The sequence below is a fragment of the Bradyrhizobium roseum genome, assembly GCF_030413175.1.
Lineage (GTDB): Bacteria > Pseudomonadota > Alphaproteobacteria > Rhizobiales > Xanthobacteraceae > Bradyrhizobium > Bradyrhizobium roseum.
In genome coordinates, this window is sequence record NZ_CP129212.1 from 3,930,917 (window position 1) to 3,946,821 (window position 15,905).

The following is a 15,905-nucleotide window of genomic DNA, read 5'->3' on the forward strand; positions in this document are numbered from 1 at the left end:
CGAGCCTTGCAACGCCAAATCGTCCCACGGCGTCGATTTCGCTAGAACCGTTCAAACCATTGTCGCTCGAAACGATTAAAGCCCGAAGAGCAAATGTGACCGGTGCGGCTGCAATATGTGCATCGTGTGTGCACACGCAAACTTTATCGCAGTGCAACAGGGTTAACGCCAGTTCGCTTGCGGTCAATCCGCGCGGTGACGAACGGGAAATGAAGCTGTAGTGTCGCTGACATGAGTGACGTCAACTCCGAAACCCAGGGTTCGAAGGCGTTCAACGCCGAAGCCTTCGCCATGAACATTGCGAAGGCGATGGAGACGAGTGGCCAGGCGCTCGCGGCCTATCTCAAGCCGCGCGAGGGCGGCGAACCCAAGGACAAGCCGCCCAGCGAAATCGGCGAGGTCATCAAGACTTTCACCAAGGTTGCCGAATACTGGATGACGGACAAGGGGCGCGCCGAAGACATCCAGACCCGGATGGGCAAGGCCTATCTCGATCTCTGGGGCCAGGCCGCACGCCGCATGGCCGGCGAAGCCGACGCCAAGCCTGCGATCGAGCCGTCGCCGCGCGACAAGCGCTTCAAGGATCCGGAGTGGAAATCGAACCAGTTCTTCGATTTCGTGCTGCAGCTCTATCTGCTCACCACGCAATGGGCGCAGGAACTGGTGAAGAACGCCGAAGGCGTCGATCCGCACACCCGCAAGAAGGCCGAGTTCTACGTCCAGCAGATCACCAACGCGATCGCGCCCTCGAATTTCGTGCTGACCAATCCGGAAGTGCTGCGCGAGACGCTGGCCTCGAACGGCGACAATCTGGTGCGCGGCATGAAGATGCTCAGCGAGGACATCGAAGCCGGTCGCGGCACGCTGCGCATCCGCCAGTCCGATCCGGCCAACCTCGTCGTCGGCGTCAACATGGCGACGACGCCGGGCAAGGTGATCTACCAGAACGAATTGATGCAGCTGATCCAGTACACGCCGACCACGGAGACCGTGCTGCGCACGCCGCTCCTGATCGTGCCGCCCTGGATCAACAAGTTCTACATTCTCGATCTCAAGCCGGAAAAATCCTACATCAAATGGTGCGTCGACCAGGGCATCACCGTGTTCGTGATCTCCTGGGTCAATCCGGACAAGGAGCTCGGCAAGAAGACTTTCGACGACTACATGAAGGAAGGCCCGCTTGCCGCGATGGATATCATCGAGAAGGTGACGGGCGAGATGAAGGTGCACACCGCCGGCTACTGCGTCGGCGGCACCCTGCTCGCCTCGACGCTGGCCTGGCTCGCCGAAAAGCGGCGCCAGCGCGTGACCTCGGCGACGTTCTTTGCGGCGCAGGTCGACTTCACCCATGCCGGCGATCTTCTCGTGTTCGTCGATGAAGACCAGATCTCGACGCTGGAAAAGGAGATGGAAACCACCGGCGTTCTGGAAGGCAGCAAGATGGCGATGGCCTTCAACATGCTGCGCTCCAACGATCTGATCTGGTCCTACGTCGTCAACAATTACCTGAAGGGACAGCCGCCGCCTCCCTTCGATCTCCTGCATTGGAACTCCGACGCCACGCGGATGCCGGCTGCCAACCATTCTTTCTATCTGCGCAACTGCTATCTGGAGAACCGGCTCACCTCCGGCAGCATGGTGCTCGACAACACGCTGCTCGATCTGTCGAAGGTCAAGGTGCCCGTCTACAATCTGGCGACCAAGGAAGACCACATCGCGCCCGCGGAATCGGTGCTCTACGGCTCGCAGTTCTTCGGCGGGCCGGTGAAATTCGTGTTGTCGGGCTCCGGCCACATCGCCGGCGTGGTCAACCCCCCGGCCGGCGGCAAATACCAGTACTGGACCAACGACAAGATCAGAGACGTCACCCTCGCCGACTGGATGAAGAACGCGACCGAGCACAAGGGCTCATGGTGGCCCGACTGGCGGCAATGGCTGGAAAGCCTCAACGCCGAGCGCGTGCCGGCGCGCGCCGTCGGCTCCGAGGAACTGCCGCCGCTCGAAGATGCGCCCGGCAGCTACGTCAGGGTCCGCGCGTAGCGCCATCAGACGCGGTTCGCTATAAACAATCATCCCGTGCCGGGAATCGAAGTCCTTTGAGGGGGAACCAATGACGCGTGAATTGTTCTGGCTGACGCTGACCGTGATTTTGACCGGGCTGCTATGGATTCCCTACATCGTCAATCGCTGCCAGGTGCGCGGCCTTTCCGGCGCCATGGCCAACCCCTCGCGCGCCGACAAGCCGCAGGCCGACTGGGCCAACCGGCTGATGTTCGCGCATGACAACGCGGTCGAGAACCTGGTCATCTTTGCGCCGCTGGTGCTGATCCTCAACGCCATCGACTATTCCGACAAATGGACCGTGATGGCGTGCGCCGTCTACTTCTGGTCCCGCGTCGCGCATCTGATCGTCTACACGCTCGGCCTGCCGGTATTCCGCACGCTGGCGTTCACGGTCGGCTTCCTGGCACAGGCCGTGCTCGCGCTGGCGATCTTCAAGCTGGTGTGAGGTTTCAATACCCACGAATGAAAACCCCGGGCCTCGGCCCGGGGTTTTTCGTCGATCCGTCTCGGGAATGACAATCAGTACTTCGCAGCGACCGGCGAATTGAAGTGGTAGTTGATGCCGGTGCGGAAGACGTGTTCGGTCACGGACCGGGTTGCCGTGGCCGGAACACCGCCGAAGTTGAAACTGTCCGAGGTCGAACCGAGATCGACGTAGAGATATTCGGCCTTGGTGGTCCAGTTCGGACCCAGCAATCCCATGAACTTGAACGGCGTTTCGATGCCGGCACCCGCGGTCCAGCCGGCATTGGTGTGCGAGAACGATTGCGTCACTTGGCCGGCAACGGAGGTCGTGGCGATCTTCGTCTTGATGCTGCCGTAAGCCAGACCGCCGGTCGCGTAGAACAGGGTGGAGCCAACCGAATAGCCGAGCCGCCCGCGCACGGTTGCAAGCCAGGGCAACGTGGCATCGTAGGCCGCCGTCGGCGCGCCGGGCGTGCAGGAAAGCACGCAGGTCTTGTTGTCCTTCTGGGTGCTGCCCTGAATATCGGCCTCCAGACCGTATACCCAGTTGGCCGCCTGCCAGTTGTAGCCCGCCTGAACGCCGCCAAGCTTGCCCTCCGGCGCCAGGTTGAAGGTCTGGAAAGACCCGATCGCCGGCTGGTTCAGCGTACTGCGGTCCCGTCCGATGCCGGAGCCGAAATTGCCGCCGAGATAGAACCCGGCCCAATTCGCGGCCGCGACCGGCGCATAGGCGGTGCCGCCGATCCGGTAGTTCAGGCCGACACGGAAAATATGCTCGCGCAGTTCGGTGTTGATCGGGGTCGCGGCGGCCAGGGCTGCGATGTCGCTGCGGTTGCCGAGATCAAGACGGAGATACTCGATTTTGCCGGTCCAGTTGCCGCCCAACGCGGCTTCGACGCCGCTGCCGATGACCAATCCGCCCGCCATGCGCTCGTTCGCGAACGCGTTGGTCACGCCGCCGAACGACGCGCTCGCCCCGGTCTTGACGTTTGCGAAAGCGTAGCCGGCGGTGAAATAGCCCAGCACAGGTCCCTTGGCGATGCCGATGCGACCGCGGGCGGTCCCGAACCAGTCGAGCTTATGGCTATAGCTTCTTAAGACACCGGCCTCGTTGAAGGTGGAGCGATCATCGCTCAGGCCGGCGCCCTGAATGTCCGCCTCAAGACCGAAAACGATCGGGCCGAGCACCGAACCCATCTGCCAATTATAGCCGGCCTGGCCGCCGCCGAAGCCGCCCTGCGGCGAGGCGTAAAACGAATGACCGGATCCCGCGCCGAGGAAGTCGTGCTGGAAGCGGTCGCGGCCGATGCCGACGCCGGCGTTGACGCCGATGTAGAAGCCGGTCCAGTCGTAGACGGCGGCGAGTGCGGGGGCTTTGGTGTAGGGTCGGGCGGCGATATCAGCGGCGAGTGTCGGAGCGGAGCCCAGGCCAACGAGAGCGGTGGCCAACAGGTACTTCTTCATTTACGGCATTCTCCGTCCGGCATTCCCAAGTTTCCAACAAACATGGTGTTGGTTAAAGGTACCCTTACTGGATTCTTATCCCAATTCTATGGCCCAACAGCCACATCTTCAGGCAATCGCCACGCGGATTGCGCCGGGCGGCTCACAATGGCTTGAAGCTGGCCGTCAGCCGCCGTTTTCGCAGCATCGAAGCCGGTTTGCGCCATCAACCTCGCCGGTTTTCACGACAGCCGACCCCTCGGCTCAGTTCGCGACAACCGACCGAATGGTCGGACGGTGACGGCTGAGCCAGTACAGCATCAGCAGCGCCGCGCTCGCGCACAGCGCGCCGAAGCCAAGCAGGGCGTTGCTGCCGAAATTCGACAGCAGGCCGACGAGGATGGGCGGCGACGCCGCGGCGATGAGGTTGAGCGGCATGGCGATTCGCGACGTCATTTTGGCGAATTCGACGTTGTCGTAGAACACCAGCGGGATGGTTGCGCGCGCCACCGCAAGCGCGCCGCTGCCGAGCCCATACAGCAGGATGAAGGCCGCGATCATCCAGTGCGAGCCGTCGCCGATCATCAGAAGAAGGATCGCCACGACCAGCGTTGCGGTGGCGATCAGGGCGGTCGTTATTCCGTCCCATCGGCCGCCGCCGAGGAAATCGAGACCCCGGGCGCTGACCTGAATCACGCCCAACATCGAGCCGAAGGTGACGGCCTGCGCCGGCGTGAGACCCTCGGCTCTCAGCAGTTCGATCATGGTGGCGCCGAATCCGAAGGTGACGAAAGCGCACAACACGGTCGCCGAGGCGATCAGATAGAACGTGCTTTTCCGGACGATTTTGGGTTCGCCGGGCAGTTGCGGCGAACCGGTTTCTTCCTTGCGTTGTACGTAACGCGGCAGTCCGAACACGTAGAGCGGCAGGCAGACCAGCACCATCAGCCCGGCATAGACCAGACAGGTGTTGCGCCAGCCCATCACGCCGGAGAGAAACGAGGTGGTCGGCCAGAACACGCTGCTGGCCAGCCCCGTCACCAGCATCAGCGCGCCGATCGCACGCCTGGCGGCACGTCCCACGATCTCATTGAGCAGGATGTAGGTGGCGGTGGCCAATTTCGCGCTGCCGGCGATCCCGAGGATGATCCATGCCGCGAAGAACGTCGCGGGACCGGTCGAATTTGACAGCAGGACGAAGCCCGGCGCGGCAATGATGCTGCCTGATATCATCACTCGCCTCGCCCCGAAGCGGATGAATGCCCGGGCGAGAACCGGCGCCGACAAGCCTGTCGCCACATAGAAGATCGAATTGCCGGCGAACACGGCCGTGATGTCCATGTCGAGGTCGGCGGCGACTTCCCGGCCGACGACGGCCAGAAGGCCGACGGTACCCCATCCGATCACCTGCCCGATCGCAACGACAACAAGGATGCCGATGATCTTCCTGCCGGACTCCAACGCCCTCATTGCTCTCCGCCAGCCGCCCTCCCCGGCCGGGCGTCGCCGGTCTTGATTCCCGGCGAACTCCCGTTTCCCAGAATTTGTATAATGGGTTCGCAGCCGGTCCGGCGGCGGATAATTGTCATACCTGACAAGCGTGTCGCGCCGCCCGGCGGCGCCCGCAGTTTGAACGCCAAAGCATGGCGTTGAACGCCGGGCTTCAGATCGGTTTGCGCGCGACGACGAACAGCATCGCCGCTATCTGGTCGTCAAAACCCTTGACCTCGCCGCGCTCCATCGACAGCGAATCCCAGTGGCCGGCCTCTGCGTAGGTCCCGCGCAGCCAATCCGGCGAAGGATAATTGTAGTAGCGATCGAGCGCGTCGCGCCCGTCCGCCTCGCCTTCCTTGTAACTGGCGAAGAAGGCGCCGCCCGGCTTCAGCGCACGCCAGATCAGCGATAGGACATGCGGAAGCTGATCGCGCGGCACGTGCAGCAGGCAGGCGTTGGCCCAGACGCCGTCGTAGGCCTCGACCTCGGCGAGTTCGTGAAACAGCAGCGTCTCGACATGACGGCCAAGCCGCTTCGACGCAACCGCGGCCATTTCCGGCGATCCGTCGGTGGCGCGCACATCAAACCCCTGCGCCAGGATCTCCGCCGTGTCGCCGCCGGCGCCGCATCCCAGTTCGAGGATATGTCCGCCCGGCGGCAGCAGCGCCAGAAACGCCGCCAGCCGCGCCTTGCGCGAAGTGATCTCGCGCCCGGCATAGGCCGTGGCGTTACCGCGATAGAATTGCAACGTCGCTTCGTCCACGAAAATCTCCGTCTCAGGGAAACAGCGCGATCTGCTCCAGCCCCGCCGTTTCGGGCAGCCCGAACATCAGGTTCATGTTCTGGATCGCCTGCCCGGCCGACCCCTTTACCAGATTGTCGAGCGTGGAAATCACGATCGCCCGGTTCTTGATGCGGTCGGCGACGACGCCGATCTGCACATAGTTGGAGCCGCGCACGTTCTGGGTCTGCGGCAGCACGCCCTTCTTGGCGACATGCACGAAGGGCTCGTTGGCATACGCCTTTTCCAGCGCGGCGCGCAGATCATCCGGCGTCGCGCCGTTGAGCTTGACGTAGGACGTGCAGAGTTCACCGCGCGCCATCGGGATCAGATGCGGCGTGAAGTTGATCGTCACCGATGAGCCGGCGGCAACGCCGATCTCCTGCTCGATCTCGGGCGCGTGGCGGTGGGTGCCGACCGAATAGGGCGACAGCCCCTCGCCGGCTTCGCTGAACAGCGTGTTCTGCTTCAGCCCGCGGCCGGCGCCGGTGACGCCCGACTTTGCGTCGATGACGATATCGTCGACGTCGATCAGCCCGGCTTTGGCCAGCGGCACCAGCGCCAGCAGCGCCGCGGTCGGATAGCAGCCGGGACAGGCGACGAGCCGCGCAGCCGCGATCTTCTCCCGGTAAAATTCGGTCAGGCCGTAGACCGCCTCGCCCTGCAACTCCAGCGCCCGGTGCTCATGGCCGTACCATTGCGCGTAAACATCCTTGTCGCGCAGCCGGAAATCGGCCGACATGTCGAGTATCTTGATCCCGGGATTCGCCTTGAGGACCGCCGCGATAATCTCCTGCGTGGTGCCGTGCGGCAGCCCGCAGAACACGGCATCGAGCCTGCTCCAGTCGACCTTTTCCCATTCGACGAGTTTCGGCAGGTCGAGCATGAAGAAATGCGGAAACACATCGCTCATCGCCTTGCCGGCATGGGTGTTGGCGGTGAGCGCGGTGATCTCAGCATTCGGATGCCGCGCCAGCAGGCGCACCGCATCTGCCCCGGTGTAACCGGAGGCGCCGAGAATGCCGATCTTTTTCAGGTTCATTACGCGTTCCTTAACTGTCGGCGAGCCCCAGCATCAGCCGCATGTTCTGCACCGCGGCGCCCGACGCGCCCTTGCCGAGATTGTCGAGCCGCGCGACCAGCACCGCCTGGCGATGCTTTTCGCTGGCGAAGACGTAGAGCTCGAGCATGTTGGTCTCGTTGAGCGCCTCGGGCTCGATCCGCCCGCCCTTGGTCGCCGCGTTTTCGAGCGGCATCACCCTGACGTATTTGCTTCCCGCATAGCGCTTGGCGAGCGCCGCATGCAGATCGGCGCCGGTGGGCTTGCCCGTCAGCGTGTCGAGATGCAGCGGCACCGAGACCAGCATGCCCTGCCGGTAATTGCCGACCGACGGCACGAAGATCGGCCGCCGCGTGAGGTTCGAGTAAAGCTGCGTCTCCGGCAGATGCTTGTGCTCGAAGCCGAGGCCGTACAATTCGAACGACGGCGCGCTGCCATCCTCGAAACTCGCGATCATCGACTTGCCGCCACCGGAATAACCGCTCACCGCGTTGATGGTGACGGGATAGTCCGCAGGCAGCAGGCCGGCATCGACCAGCGGCCGCAGCAGCGCAATGCCGCCGGTCGGATAGCAGCCGGGATTGGAGACTTTTCGGGCGGTCCGGATCTTGTCGGCCTGGTCCGGCGCAAGTTCCGGAAAGCCGTAGGCCCAATCGGGCGCGACGCGGAACGCGGTCGATGCGTCCAGCACTTTCGGCGCGCTCGCACCCATGCTGTCGATCAGCGCAACGGTTTCCTTGGCCGCATCGTCCGGCAGGCAGAGGATGACGAGGTCGACTTCGCCGAGCAGCGCCCGCTTAGCGGCAGGGTCCTTGCGCTTGTCCTCGGCGATGTTCTTCACCACGACGTCGTTCTGCAGCCGCAGGCGCTCGGCAATGCCAAGACCTGTCGTGCCGGAGCCGCCGTCAACGAACACGGCCGGCTTGGTCGAAGCACCGGCGGTTTTGGGCTGATAGCTGTCGGTGAGGGTCATGGCGTGCTCCTTTCGAGCTGGTTCGTGTCGCTGGCAAAGGCTTGCGGCCGTGCCTCTCTCATCAAATGCGCAATATGCTGCGCGCCGGCGTCAGCTTGCGCGGCAAGCGATCCCGCGATCGCGGCAAAGTCGGTCTCGGATCTGTGCTGGCTCAGCTTGAGGCTGCCCTCCACCTCTTCAACCGTCATCTCGAGACCCACGATCGCTTTCTTCAACGCTTCCAACCGCCCGGCCGTCATCTTCGACGACAGCCACGGCTTCTTCGGCAGCAGCCGCTCCTCGAACTTGGCGCTGAGCGTCTCGATCTGCTCGGCGAGTTCGTCCCCGGACATCGCCCGCACCGGGCCGGTCAGGTGAACGACCTGGTACAGCCAGGTCGGCACCTGATCGGGCGAGACGTACCAGTCCGGCGAAATATAAGCGTCCGCGCCGTTGACGGCCAGCAGCCAGGACGTGGTCCCGTTCGCGAGCTTTATCAGCGGATTGTGACGCGCGACATGAAAGGCGGCGCGCAACGTGCCGTCATTGGATGAGGTCAGATAGAACGGCAGCGGCGAAGCGACCGGCTTGTTGCCGTCCCACGCGCAGGCCAGCCCAAAGCCGCGCGCTTCCGCGAACGCGAGGCTCGTGGCGCGGTCGGACTTGAACGGTGGAGGCGTATACATTTCCAGCTCCTGCTTGACGTAGGAGCCGCCGATTCAGACCGCGATTTCTTGGAAAGGAAGAAGCCGCGGGACCAGATCCGGCGGCAGGGGCGACAACCTTAAACGCAGACGTCCGCCCGAACCGCGATGATGCGGCGGCGGCGAGCGATGGTCATGGTCGCGGCGATATTCATGGGCGCGGCTATAAGGCCGCGCCCGCATGCCGTCAAGGTTCGAAATGCAGCCCTCGCTTGCAAAGTTTCCTTCCCGGATGTATTTCGTGCCCATTGGTCGGCAGTTCACCGAGGCGTCGCTGTCCCGCAAGGGAAAGCTAAACCTGCCAGCATCCCGGCAACCGACACTTGTGCCGCGTCGTAAGTCAGCGACCATCGACATTCGATTGATCGGCACTGTCGAGGATGAGGTCATGCCCCGAACCATCTTTCCATTCACCGCACAGGACGTCTCGGCGCTGGCGCGTTCGCTCGACCGCGAGCTCGAAGCCGTCGACCGCAAACTCGGCCACGTGCGGATTCTCAATGTCCTGGCGCGCTCCGCCGGCTGCCAGAACTTCCAGCATTTTCGCGCGCAGTTCGCGACCAGGGACCGGCTTGACGGCCCACCCGCTCCGCCCGATCCGGTCGATTATCTGCGGGTCGAGCGCGTTGCCCGGCATTTCGACGAGCTTGGATGCCTCATTCGCTGGCCGGCGAAGGCAAACCACCGATCGCTGTGCCTGTGGAGCCTTTGGGCGCGGCTTCCGTCCGGGCAAACGCAGAGCGAGCCACAGATCAACCAGATCCTCAACGCCAACCATCTGTTCGGCGATCACGCCCTGCTGCGCCGGGCACTTTGCGACCATGGACTGCTGTCACGCACCGCGGACGGTCGGGAGTATAGGCGGATCGAACGCCGTCCACCGCCGGAAGCCATTACGCTGATCCGGCATCTCGGTCTGCGCGGGCCGGATCAACTGGTCGCCGACCTCGGCTTCTGAGCGCAACATGCCCTTCAGACCGACGAACGGCACAGCCGTGCCTTCCGGCGCGCCTGCCCCCTCGATCTTGCAAACTTCGGGCGGCCCGGTGGAAACGCTGCAATTTGGCGACGGCCCCGCCCTGCTCGCCCTGCATGGCGGCATGGGCGGATACGACCAGAGCCTGCTGCTGGTGCGTGCCGCGCTTGGCGACGAGCCCGCTGCGCGCGTGATCGCGGTATCGCGCCCCGGCTACCTCGGTACGCCCCTCGGCAGCCGCGCGACGCCCGAGCGGCAGGCCGATCTCTACGCAGGGCTGCTCGATCGGCTGGGCGTATCGGCAAGCCTTGCCGTCGCGGTATCGGCCGGCGGGCCGTCAGCGCTGCAATTTGTGCTGCGACATCCGTCGCGCTGCGCCGGGCTGATCCTGGTATCGTGCTGCACCGGGCAGCTCGACGTGCCGCCGGAGGTGGCGTCGCGGATACCCATGATGAAGCTGATCGCGCGGCTGCCATGGCTGATCGGGATCATGCGGTGGCGAGCCGAACGAAATCCGCTCAAGGCCGCCCGCCGGTCGATCCGCGACCCTGCACTCGCGGCCCGCACCCTCGCAGATCCAATCGCCGGCCCGCTGCTGCGCGAATTGCAATCCGGCACGTTGCGCCGGCTCTCCGAGCGGCTTCCGGGAACGCTGAACGACATCGACCAGTTCAGTTCGATTTCGCCGATTTCAGCCGCGCGGATCGAGGTTCCGATGCTGGTCGTTCACGGCAACGCCGATCGCGTGGTGCCGTTCGCCCACGGTCAACGCGTTGCCGCTTCCGCACCCAACGCCGAGTTGCTGGCGATCGACGGCGGCGAGCATGTGAGTCTGTTCACCCATCTCGACTCGATCCGGGCCAAGGTACGCGCGTTCATCGCGCAAGTGCCCACGCCGTACGGCGCGTAGCGGCGGCCCGATGCACGATGGCCCATGGTCCGCTTGGGGCCAGGTCGACTGGCGTCGGCCTGGCCCTGAACGGAATGGCTCAGATCACCGGATTCCACGGCGCCGGGATCAGCCGGTAGCCATTGCCATCCTTCTCGACAAAACCGTTGGCCGGGAACGGGTAGTGGAAGCCCTGTACCCGCATCTTGTCGGCAACCAGCATGTCGTAGACCCGGCGACGGGTCTTTTCCGCCAGTGCGGGATCCTGGTCGAACATCAGATGCCAGCCCGGGTTAGTCACGAACAGCGCCGGGTGGTTGGTAACGTCGGACTGGATGAACACCTTGTCGGCGCCCGACGACAGAACATAGGAGGTGTGGCCCGGCGTATGGCCGGTGGTTTCCATCGCCATCAGCCCCGGTGCGACTTCCTTGCCCCACTCGTAGGGCGTCGCCTTCTTGTTCAGTCCCGCCTCAAAGACACGGCGGGCGTTCTTGAACACCGTCTGCATCCGCCCTTCCGGCGCACGGCTCATCTCGCCGTCATCCATGAAGTACTTCCACTCCGCTGCCGGCACGAGCACCTCTGCGTTGGGAAAAGCCGGCGTGTTGTCTGCGTTCAGCAGGCCATTGATGTGGTCGCCGTGAAAATGCGAGATCACCACCATGTCGACCGTCTTGGGGTCGAAGCCCGCAGCGACCATGTTGGCGGCGAACTGCCCGACATTGCCCTTGCTCGAAGCGAAGGCCGCCGCGCCATTGCCGGTGTCGACCACCACGAGCTTGCCGCCCGTATTGATCACCAACGGCGCAAACTGGATCGACATCTTGTCCTTTGGCAGGAAGGCCTTCTCCAGCGCCGCGTTGACCTCTTCCTTTTTCGCATTCAGCACGAACGTATCGGGCAGCGCGAAATTGTTGACGCCATCCGAGATGGCCGTGACCTGGGCATCGCCCACCTTGTAGCGATAGAAGCTCGGCGCCTGCTTGTCGGCCACCGGCGCGGCCGCACTGGCGGGTGCTTGCTTCAGCAGCGGCGTAGTGGCGAGCGCAGCGGCGCCGGCGAGTGCGTGACGACGTGTCAGTTCCATGGTGATATCCTCCCAGTGAGATAACAAGGCCCGTTTGCCGCACATCTTATCAGCGCTTTTGCGATGCTGAGACGACGGCAAGGCTACGGGGTTAAGAACGAGGCAACGGGTTTAAGAAGATGCTATCCTCGGGGCTAACACCCCTGTCATCTGCTTATTCCCGCTCGCCCTACACCGCCCGCCACAGCCATTCGGCGAGCTTGCCCATCACGTCGCCGACCAGCAGCAGCACCGCCGACCAGACCAGCGCGGAGACGAAATTGGCGATCTGGAATGGCCAATACGACATCTCGAAAATGCCGGCGGCGAGCGGCACCGAGGCGCGCAACGGGCCGAAGAAGCGGCCGATGAAGATCGAGGGCACCCCCCACTTTCGCACGAACGCCTCGCCGCGCGGCAGGATTCCGGGATAGCGCGAGAGTGGCCACATCTCGGCGACATGCTCCTTGTATTTGAAGCCGATCCAGTAGGAGACCCAGTCGCCGAGCGCCGCGCCGATTCCGCCGGCCAGCCAGATTGGCCAGAAACTGATGCCGCTGACGCCGATCAACGCGCCGATCGCGACCAGTGCACCCCAGGCCGGCACCAGCAGCGAGACGAACGCCAGCGATTCGCCGAACGCCAGCAACATCACGATGGGGGCTGCCCAAACCTGATTGTCGCGCACGAAATCAGCCAATGCGCGCGCAAAATCCTGCATCTCCTGAGTGCCTTCCCCGCCCCGTTTGCGCCGTTGAATCGGTTCACCGATTCAATAGGTCACGACAGCTAAGCCAGCCGATTGCGTGACTTCAAGTCACAAAGGTTGGCATGGATCGTGATTTCAGGCGATTATTCAAGGCCGGAACGGTAAAGTACGGGTTGAGCGCGCCGTAAATGCCCGGCGCAGCCCCCGGCACCCTCGGTCAGCTCTGCGGCGTCGGCGCCCGTCTTGGCGGCTTCGGCCGGCGGGCCGGCGGCGCGACCGGCTGCAGGGTCACGATAACCGGATTCGGCTTGTGATCCTGGGCCGCGCCGGTGGCGGCATCGACACCCATTCCGACCAGGCCACCGACCAGGAGATTGCCCGCGAAACCGGCCGCACCAGCCCCCGGGATTTCCTTGGTCAAAGGAATCACCTGCGGCTCATAGCCTTCCTTGGTGACGGTCACTGTGATATCGGCGCTGCGCTTGGCCACGACCACACAGGGGGTGACGCAGGTCGTCGGATTATCCAGCCCCGACAGCTCGGCCGTCGCCCCGGCAGGCGTACTCGAGATCGAAATATTCTCGGTTGTTCCCCGCGTTACGGACGCACATCCCACACACGGCGCCGCGATTGCTACGGCCAGCACAAATCTGATGATCATTTACACTCCCCACCCACCGGAACCTTTGGGCAACTCTAAAGTGAATGCAAGGGGAGACCCGCGCGGGCATTGCGATAATGTTAGCCGCGTGGCTTGGAGGTGACGCTCCGGCTCCGAGGCTTTGCAGTCCTGCCGTCACTTTTTGAGCCCATCCATGGCATAGTCAGCGTGACCGATTCGGCGCGCCATACTGCGCGCAACACACGAAGAGCCATGTCCAAGCCATTGAAAACTGCTGCAAAAACCAAACCCAACGATCTCTTTGGGGCGGAATCGAAGGGCCGCACGGCGGCCAAGGCCGCATCCCGATCAGCCAGCGCCGAGGCCGGCTATACCGCCGCCGACATCGAGGTGCTGGAGGGACTGGAGCCGGTGCGCCGTCGTCCCGGCATGTATATCGGCGGCACCGACGAAAAGGCGCTGCATCACCTGTTCGCCGAAGTCATCGACAATTCGATGGACGAGGCGCTGGCGGGACACGCCTCCTTCATCGAGGTGGAACTCGGCGCCGACGGCTTCCTCACCATCACCGACAACGGCCGCGGCATCCCGGTCGATCCGCATCCGAAATTTCCAAAGAAATCCGCGCTCGAAGTCATCATGTGCACGCTGCATTCCGGCGGCAAGTTCGACTCCAAGGTCTACGAGACCTCCGGCGGTCTGCACGGCGTCGGCGTCTCGGTGGTGAACGCCCTCTCCTCGCTGCTCGAGGTCGAGGTCGCGCGCGAACAAAAACTCTACAAGATGTCGTTCGAGCGCGGCCATCCCAAAGGCAAGCTCCAGGATCTCGGCAAGATCAACAACCGCCGCGGCACAAGGATTCGCTTCAAGCCCGATACCGATATCTTCGGCGCCAAAGCCGCGTTCAAGCCGCAACGGCTGTTCAAGATGGCGCGTTCGAAGGCCTATCTGTTTGGCGGCGTGAAGATTCGCTGGCGCTGCGATCCCGCGCTGCTGAAGGGCATCGAAGAGGTGCCCGCCGAGGACGAATTCCACTTCGTCGGCGGCCTGAAGGACTATCTCGCCGCCGCCGTCCACGCCGACACGCTGGTGCATCCGGATATCTTCTCCGGCAAATCCGGCCGCAACGGCGCCCACGGCGCCTGCGAATGGGCGGTCGCCTGGACCGCGGACGCCGACGGCTTCCTCTCTTCCTACTGCAACACGGTGCCGACGCCCGACGGCGGCACCCATGAATCCGGCATGCGCAGCGCGATGCTGCGCGGCCTGAAAGACCACGCCGAGCGCATCGGCCAGGGCAAGCGCGCCGCCCCGATCACCTCGGAAGACGTCATGGTGGGTGCTGCCGTGATGCTGTCGGTCTTCGTGCGCGAGCCGGAATTCCAGGGCCAGACCAAGGACCGCCTGGCGACGGCAGAAGCCCAGAAGATCGTCGAACAGGCGATCAAGGACCCGTTCGACCACTGGCTGTCGGGCAATCCGCTGCAGGCCAACAAGCTGCTGGATTTCGTCGTCGAGCGCGCCGACGAGCGGCTGCGCCGCCGCGCCGAAAAGGAGACCTCACGCAAGACCGCGGTGAAGAAGCTGCGGCTTCCCGGCAAGCTCGCTGACTGCACCAACACGGCGACCGAAGGCTCCGAACTCTTCATCGTCGAGGGCGACTCGGCCGGCGGCAGCGCCAAGCAGGCGCGCGACCGCAAGACCCAGGCGATCCTGCCCCTGCGCGGAAAAATCCTCAACGTCGCTTCCGCCGGCAAGGACAAGCTGACCGCCAACGCCCAGCTCTCAGACCTGATGCAGGCGATCGGCTGCGGCACGCTGGCACATTACCGCGAGGAAGATCTGCGTTATTCCCGCATCATCATCATGACCGACGCCGACGTCGACGGCGCGCATATCGCATCATTGCTGATCACGTTCTTCTACCGCCAGACGCCGCGGCTGATCGACGAGGGACATCTCTATCTGGCGGTACCGCCGCTCTATCGCCTCACCCATGGCGCCAAGACGGTCTACGCCCGCGACGAAGCCCACAAGGAAGCGCTGCTGAAGAGCGAATTCAACGCCAACGCCAAGGTCGAGGTCGGCCGCTTCAAAGGCTTGGGCGAAATGATGCCGGCGCAGCTCAAGGAGACCACCATGGACCCGGCCAAGCGCACCCTGCTCCGTGTGGTGCTGCTGGCCGACGACCGCGAGGGCACCGCCGATTCGGTCGAGCGGCTGATGGGCACCAAGGCCGAGGCGCGGTTCGCCTTCATCTCCGACAAGGCCGAATTCGCCAGCGACGACCTGCTGGACGTGTGAGTCCGGAGGAATTGCCGTCCCATCTGGTGCCCAGCCGACGGCGCGCGACGGGGCGGCCGATTCTATTGAACGGCTGCCAACGCTTAGAAGCGCTTGGAGTCGAGATGTGGTCGCCCGGCTCCAGGAATGCGGAACTCAACCGCAACCTCCTGCCGAGCGCCCCCTACCGCCCCCAGAACCGACTTTCGGGCGATTTTCGGCGGTTTTGGGCTCCTTTTGGCCCGAATCCGCCCGTCTTCTGAGCAAATCCCCGACATTCGTTTTCCGGTCGCTGTGCCTCTCCCGCAACAGCTTTTTGGGCGGGACTGCGTATAGTCCTGACACTGGGTTTTGGGAATCGGGTGCTCGCGCATTGTCAGAGCGGTCGGATTTG

General features: G+C 63.7%; 15 protein-coding genes. 5 read left to right on the plus strand and 10 right to left on the minus strand.

From position 1 onward, the window contains the following. Nucleotides 1-231: 231 nt before the first annotated feature. A complete protein-coding gene (locus tag QUH67_RS18935) occupies nt 232-2,040 on the plus strand; it encodes a PHA/PHB synthase family protein (RefSeq protein WP_300940305.1) in 1,809 nt (602 codons plus the stop codon). Nucleotides 2,041-2,110: 70 nt separating this feature from the next. Then, nucleotides 2,111-2,509 carry an MAPEG family protein gene (locus tag QUH67_RS18940; RefSeq protein ID WP_300940307.1) on the plus strand — a complete coding sequence of 133 codons (399 nt, stop codon included), beginning with the start codon at nt 2,111-2,113 and terminating at the stop codon, nt 2,507-2,509. Nucleotides 2,510-2,583: 74 nt separating this feature from the next. Here the strand turns inward: QUH67_RS18940 and QUH67_RS18945 are convergent, their stop codons facing one another. The 7 genes from QUH67_RS18945 to QUH67_RS18975 all read right to left on the minus strand — a co-directional run bounded on the left by QUH67_RS18945 (nt 2,584) and on the right by QUH67_RS18975 (nt 9,212). Then, nucleotides 2,584-3,993: an outer membrane protein gene (locus QUH67_RS18945; protein ID WP_300940308.1), complete on the minus strand. Its 1,410-nt coding sequence runs from the start codon at nt 3,991-3,993 to the stop codon at nt 2,584-2,586. Nucleotides 3,994-4,236: 243 nt separating this feature from the next. Next, entirely contained in the window at nt 4,237-5,442 is a 1,206-nt protein-coding gene (locus QUH67_RS18950; protein ID WP_300940309.1) for an MFS transporter, read from the minus strand. 193 nt (nt 5,443-5,635) lie between these two features. After that, complete coding sequence (locus QUH67_RS18955) at nt 5,636-6,229, minus strand: class I SAM-dependent methyltransferase (RefSeq protein ID WP_300940310.1); 594 nt, start codon at nt 6,227-6,229, stop codon at nt 5,636-5,638. Between the two features lie 13 nt (nt 6,230-6,242). Further along, complete coding sequence (gene argC, locus QUH67_RS18960) at nt 6,243-7,289, minus strand: N-acetyl-gamma-glutamyl-phosphate reductase (protein WP_300940312.1); 1,047 nt, start codon at nt 7,287-7,289, stop codon at nt 6,243-6,245. A 10-nt stretch (nt 7,290-7,299) separates the two neighbouring features. Then, on the minus strand, nt 7,300-8,280 hold the full coding sequence (argC, locus tag QUH67_RS18965; RefSeq protein WP_300940313.1) for an N-acetyl-gamma-glutamyl-phosphate reductase: 981 nt from the start codon (nt 8,278-8,280) through the stop codon (nt 7,300-7,302). Next, complete coding sequence (locus QUH67_RS18970) at nt 8,277-8,945, minus strand: FMN-binding negative transcriptional regulator (RefSeq protein ID WP_300940315.1); 669 nt, start codon at nt 8,943-8,945, stop codon at nt 8,277-8,279. The genes argC (QUH67_RS18965) and QUH67_RS18970 overlap by 4 nt, the downstream gene beginning before the upstream one ends. A gap of 33 nt (nt 8,946-8,978) precedes the next feature. After that, nucleotides 8,979-9,212 carry a hypothetical protein gene (locus QUH67_RS18975; protein WP_300940317.1) on the minus strand — a complete coding sequence of 78 codons (234 nt, stop codon included), beginning with the start codon at nt 9,210-9,212 and terminating at the stop codon, nt 8,979-8,981. Between the two features lie 139 nt (nt 9,213-9,351). Between QUH67_RS18975 and QUH67_RS18980 the strand changes: the two genes are divergently transcribed. Together QUH67_RS18980 and QUH67_RS18985 are read left to right on the plus strand one after the other, a co-directional pair. Continuing rightward, nucleotides 9,352-9,921 carry a DUF2087 domain-containing protein gene (locus tag QUH67_RS18980; RefSeq protein WP_300940318.1) on the plus strand — a complete coding sequence of 190 codons (570 nt, stop codon included), beginning with the start codon at nt 9,352-9,354 and terminating at the stop codon, nt 9,919-9,921. Between the two features lie 7 nt (nt 9,922-9,928). Beyond that, on the plus strand, nt 9,929-10,849 hold the full coding sequence (locus QUH67_RS18985; protein WP_300940320.1) for an alpha/beta fold hydrolase: 921 nt from the start codon (nt 9,929-9,931) through the stop codon (nt 10,847-10,849). Nucleotides 10,850-10,928: 79 nt separating this feature from the next. Here QUH67_RS18985 and QUH67_RS18990 read toward each other — a convergent pair whose 3' ends face one another. The 3 genes from QUH67_RS18990 to QUH67_RS19000 all read right to left on the minus strand — a co-directional run bounded on the left by QUH67_RS18990 (nt 10,929) and on the right by QUH67_RS19000 (nt 13,261). Then, nucleotides 10,929-11,918: an MBL fold metallo-hydrolase gene (locus tag QUH67_RS18990; protein WP_300940322.1), complete on the minus strand. Its 990-nt coding sequence runs from the start codon at nt 11,916-11,918 to the stop codon at nt 10,929-10,931. A 169-nt stretch (nt 11,919-12,087) separates the two neighbouring features. Continuing rightward, complete coding sequence (locus QUH67_RS18995; protein WP_300940323.1) at nt 12,088-12,618, minus strand: DedA family protein; 531 nt, start codon at nt 12,616-12,618, stop codon at nt 12,088-12,090. 205 nt (nt 12,619-12,823) lie between these two features. After that, on the minus strand, nt 12,824-13,261 hold the full coding sequence (locus QUH67_RS19000; RefSeq protein ID WP_407080465.1) for a PEGA domain-containing protein: 438 nt from the start codon (nt 13,259-13,261) through the stop codon (nt 12,824-12,826). Between the two features lie 219 nt (nt 13,262-13,480). Between QUH67_RS19000 and parE the strand changes: the two genes are divergently transcribed. After that, nucleotides 13,481-15,532, plus strand: a complete 2,052-nt coding sequence (gene parE, locus QUH67_RS19005; protein WP_300940326.1) for a DNA topoisomerase IV subunit B — start codon at nt 13,481-13,483, stop codon at nt 15,530-15,532. Nucleotides 15,533-15,905 lie beyond the last annotated feature (373 nt).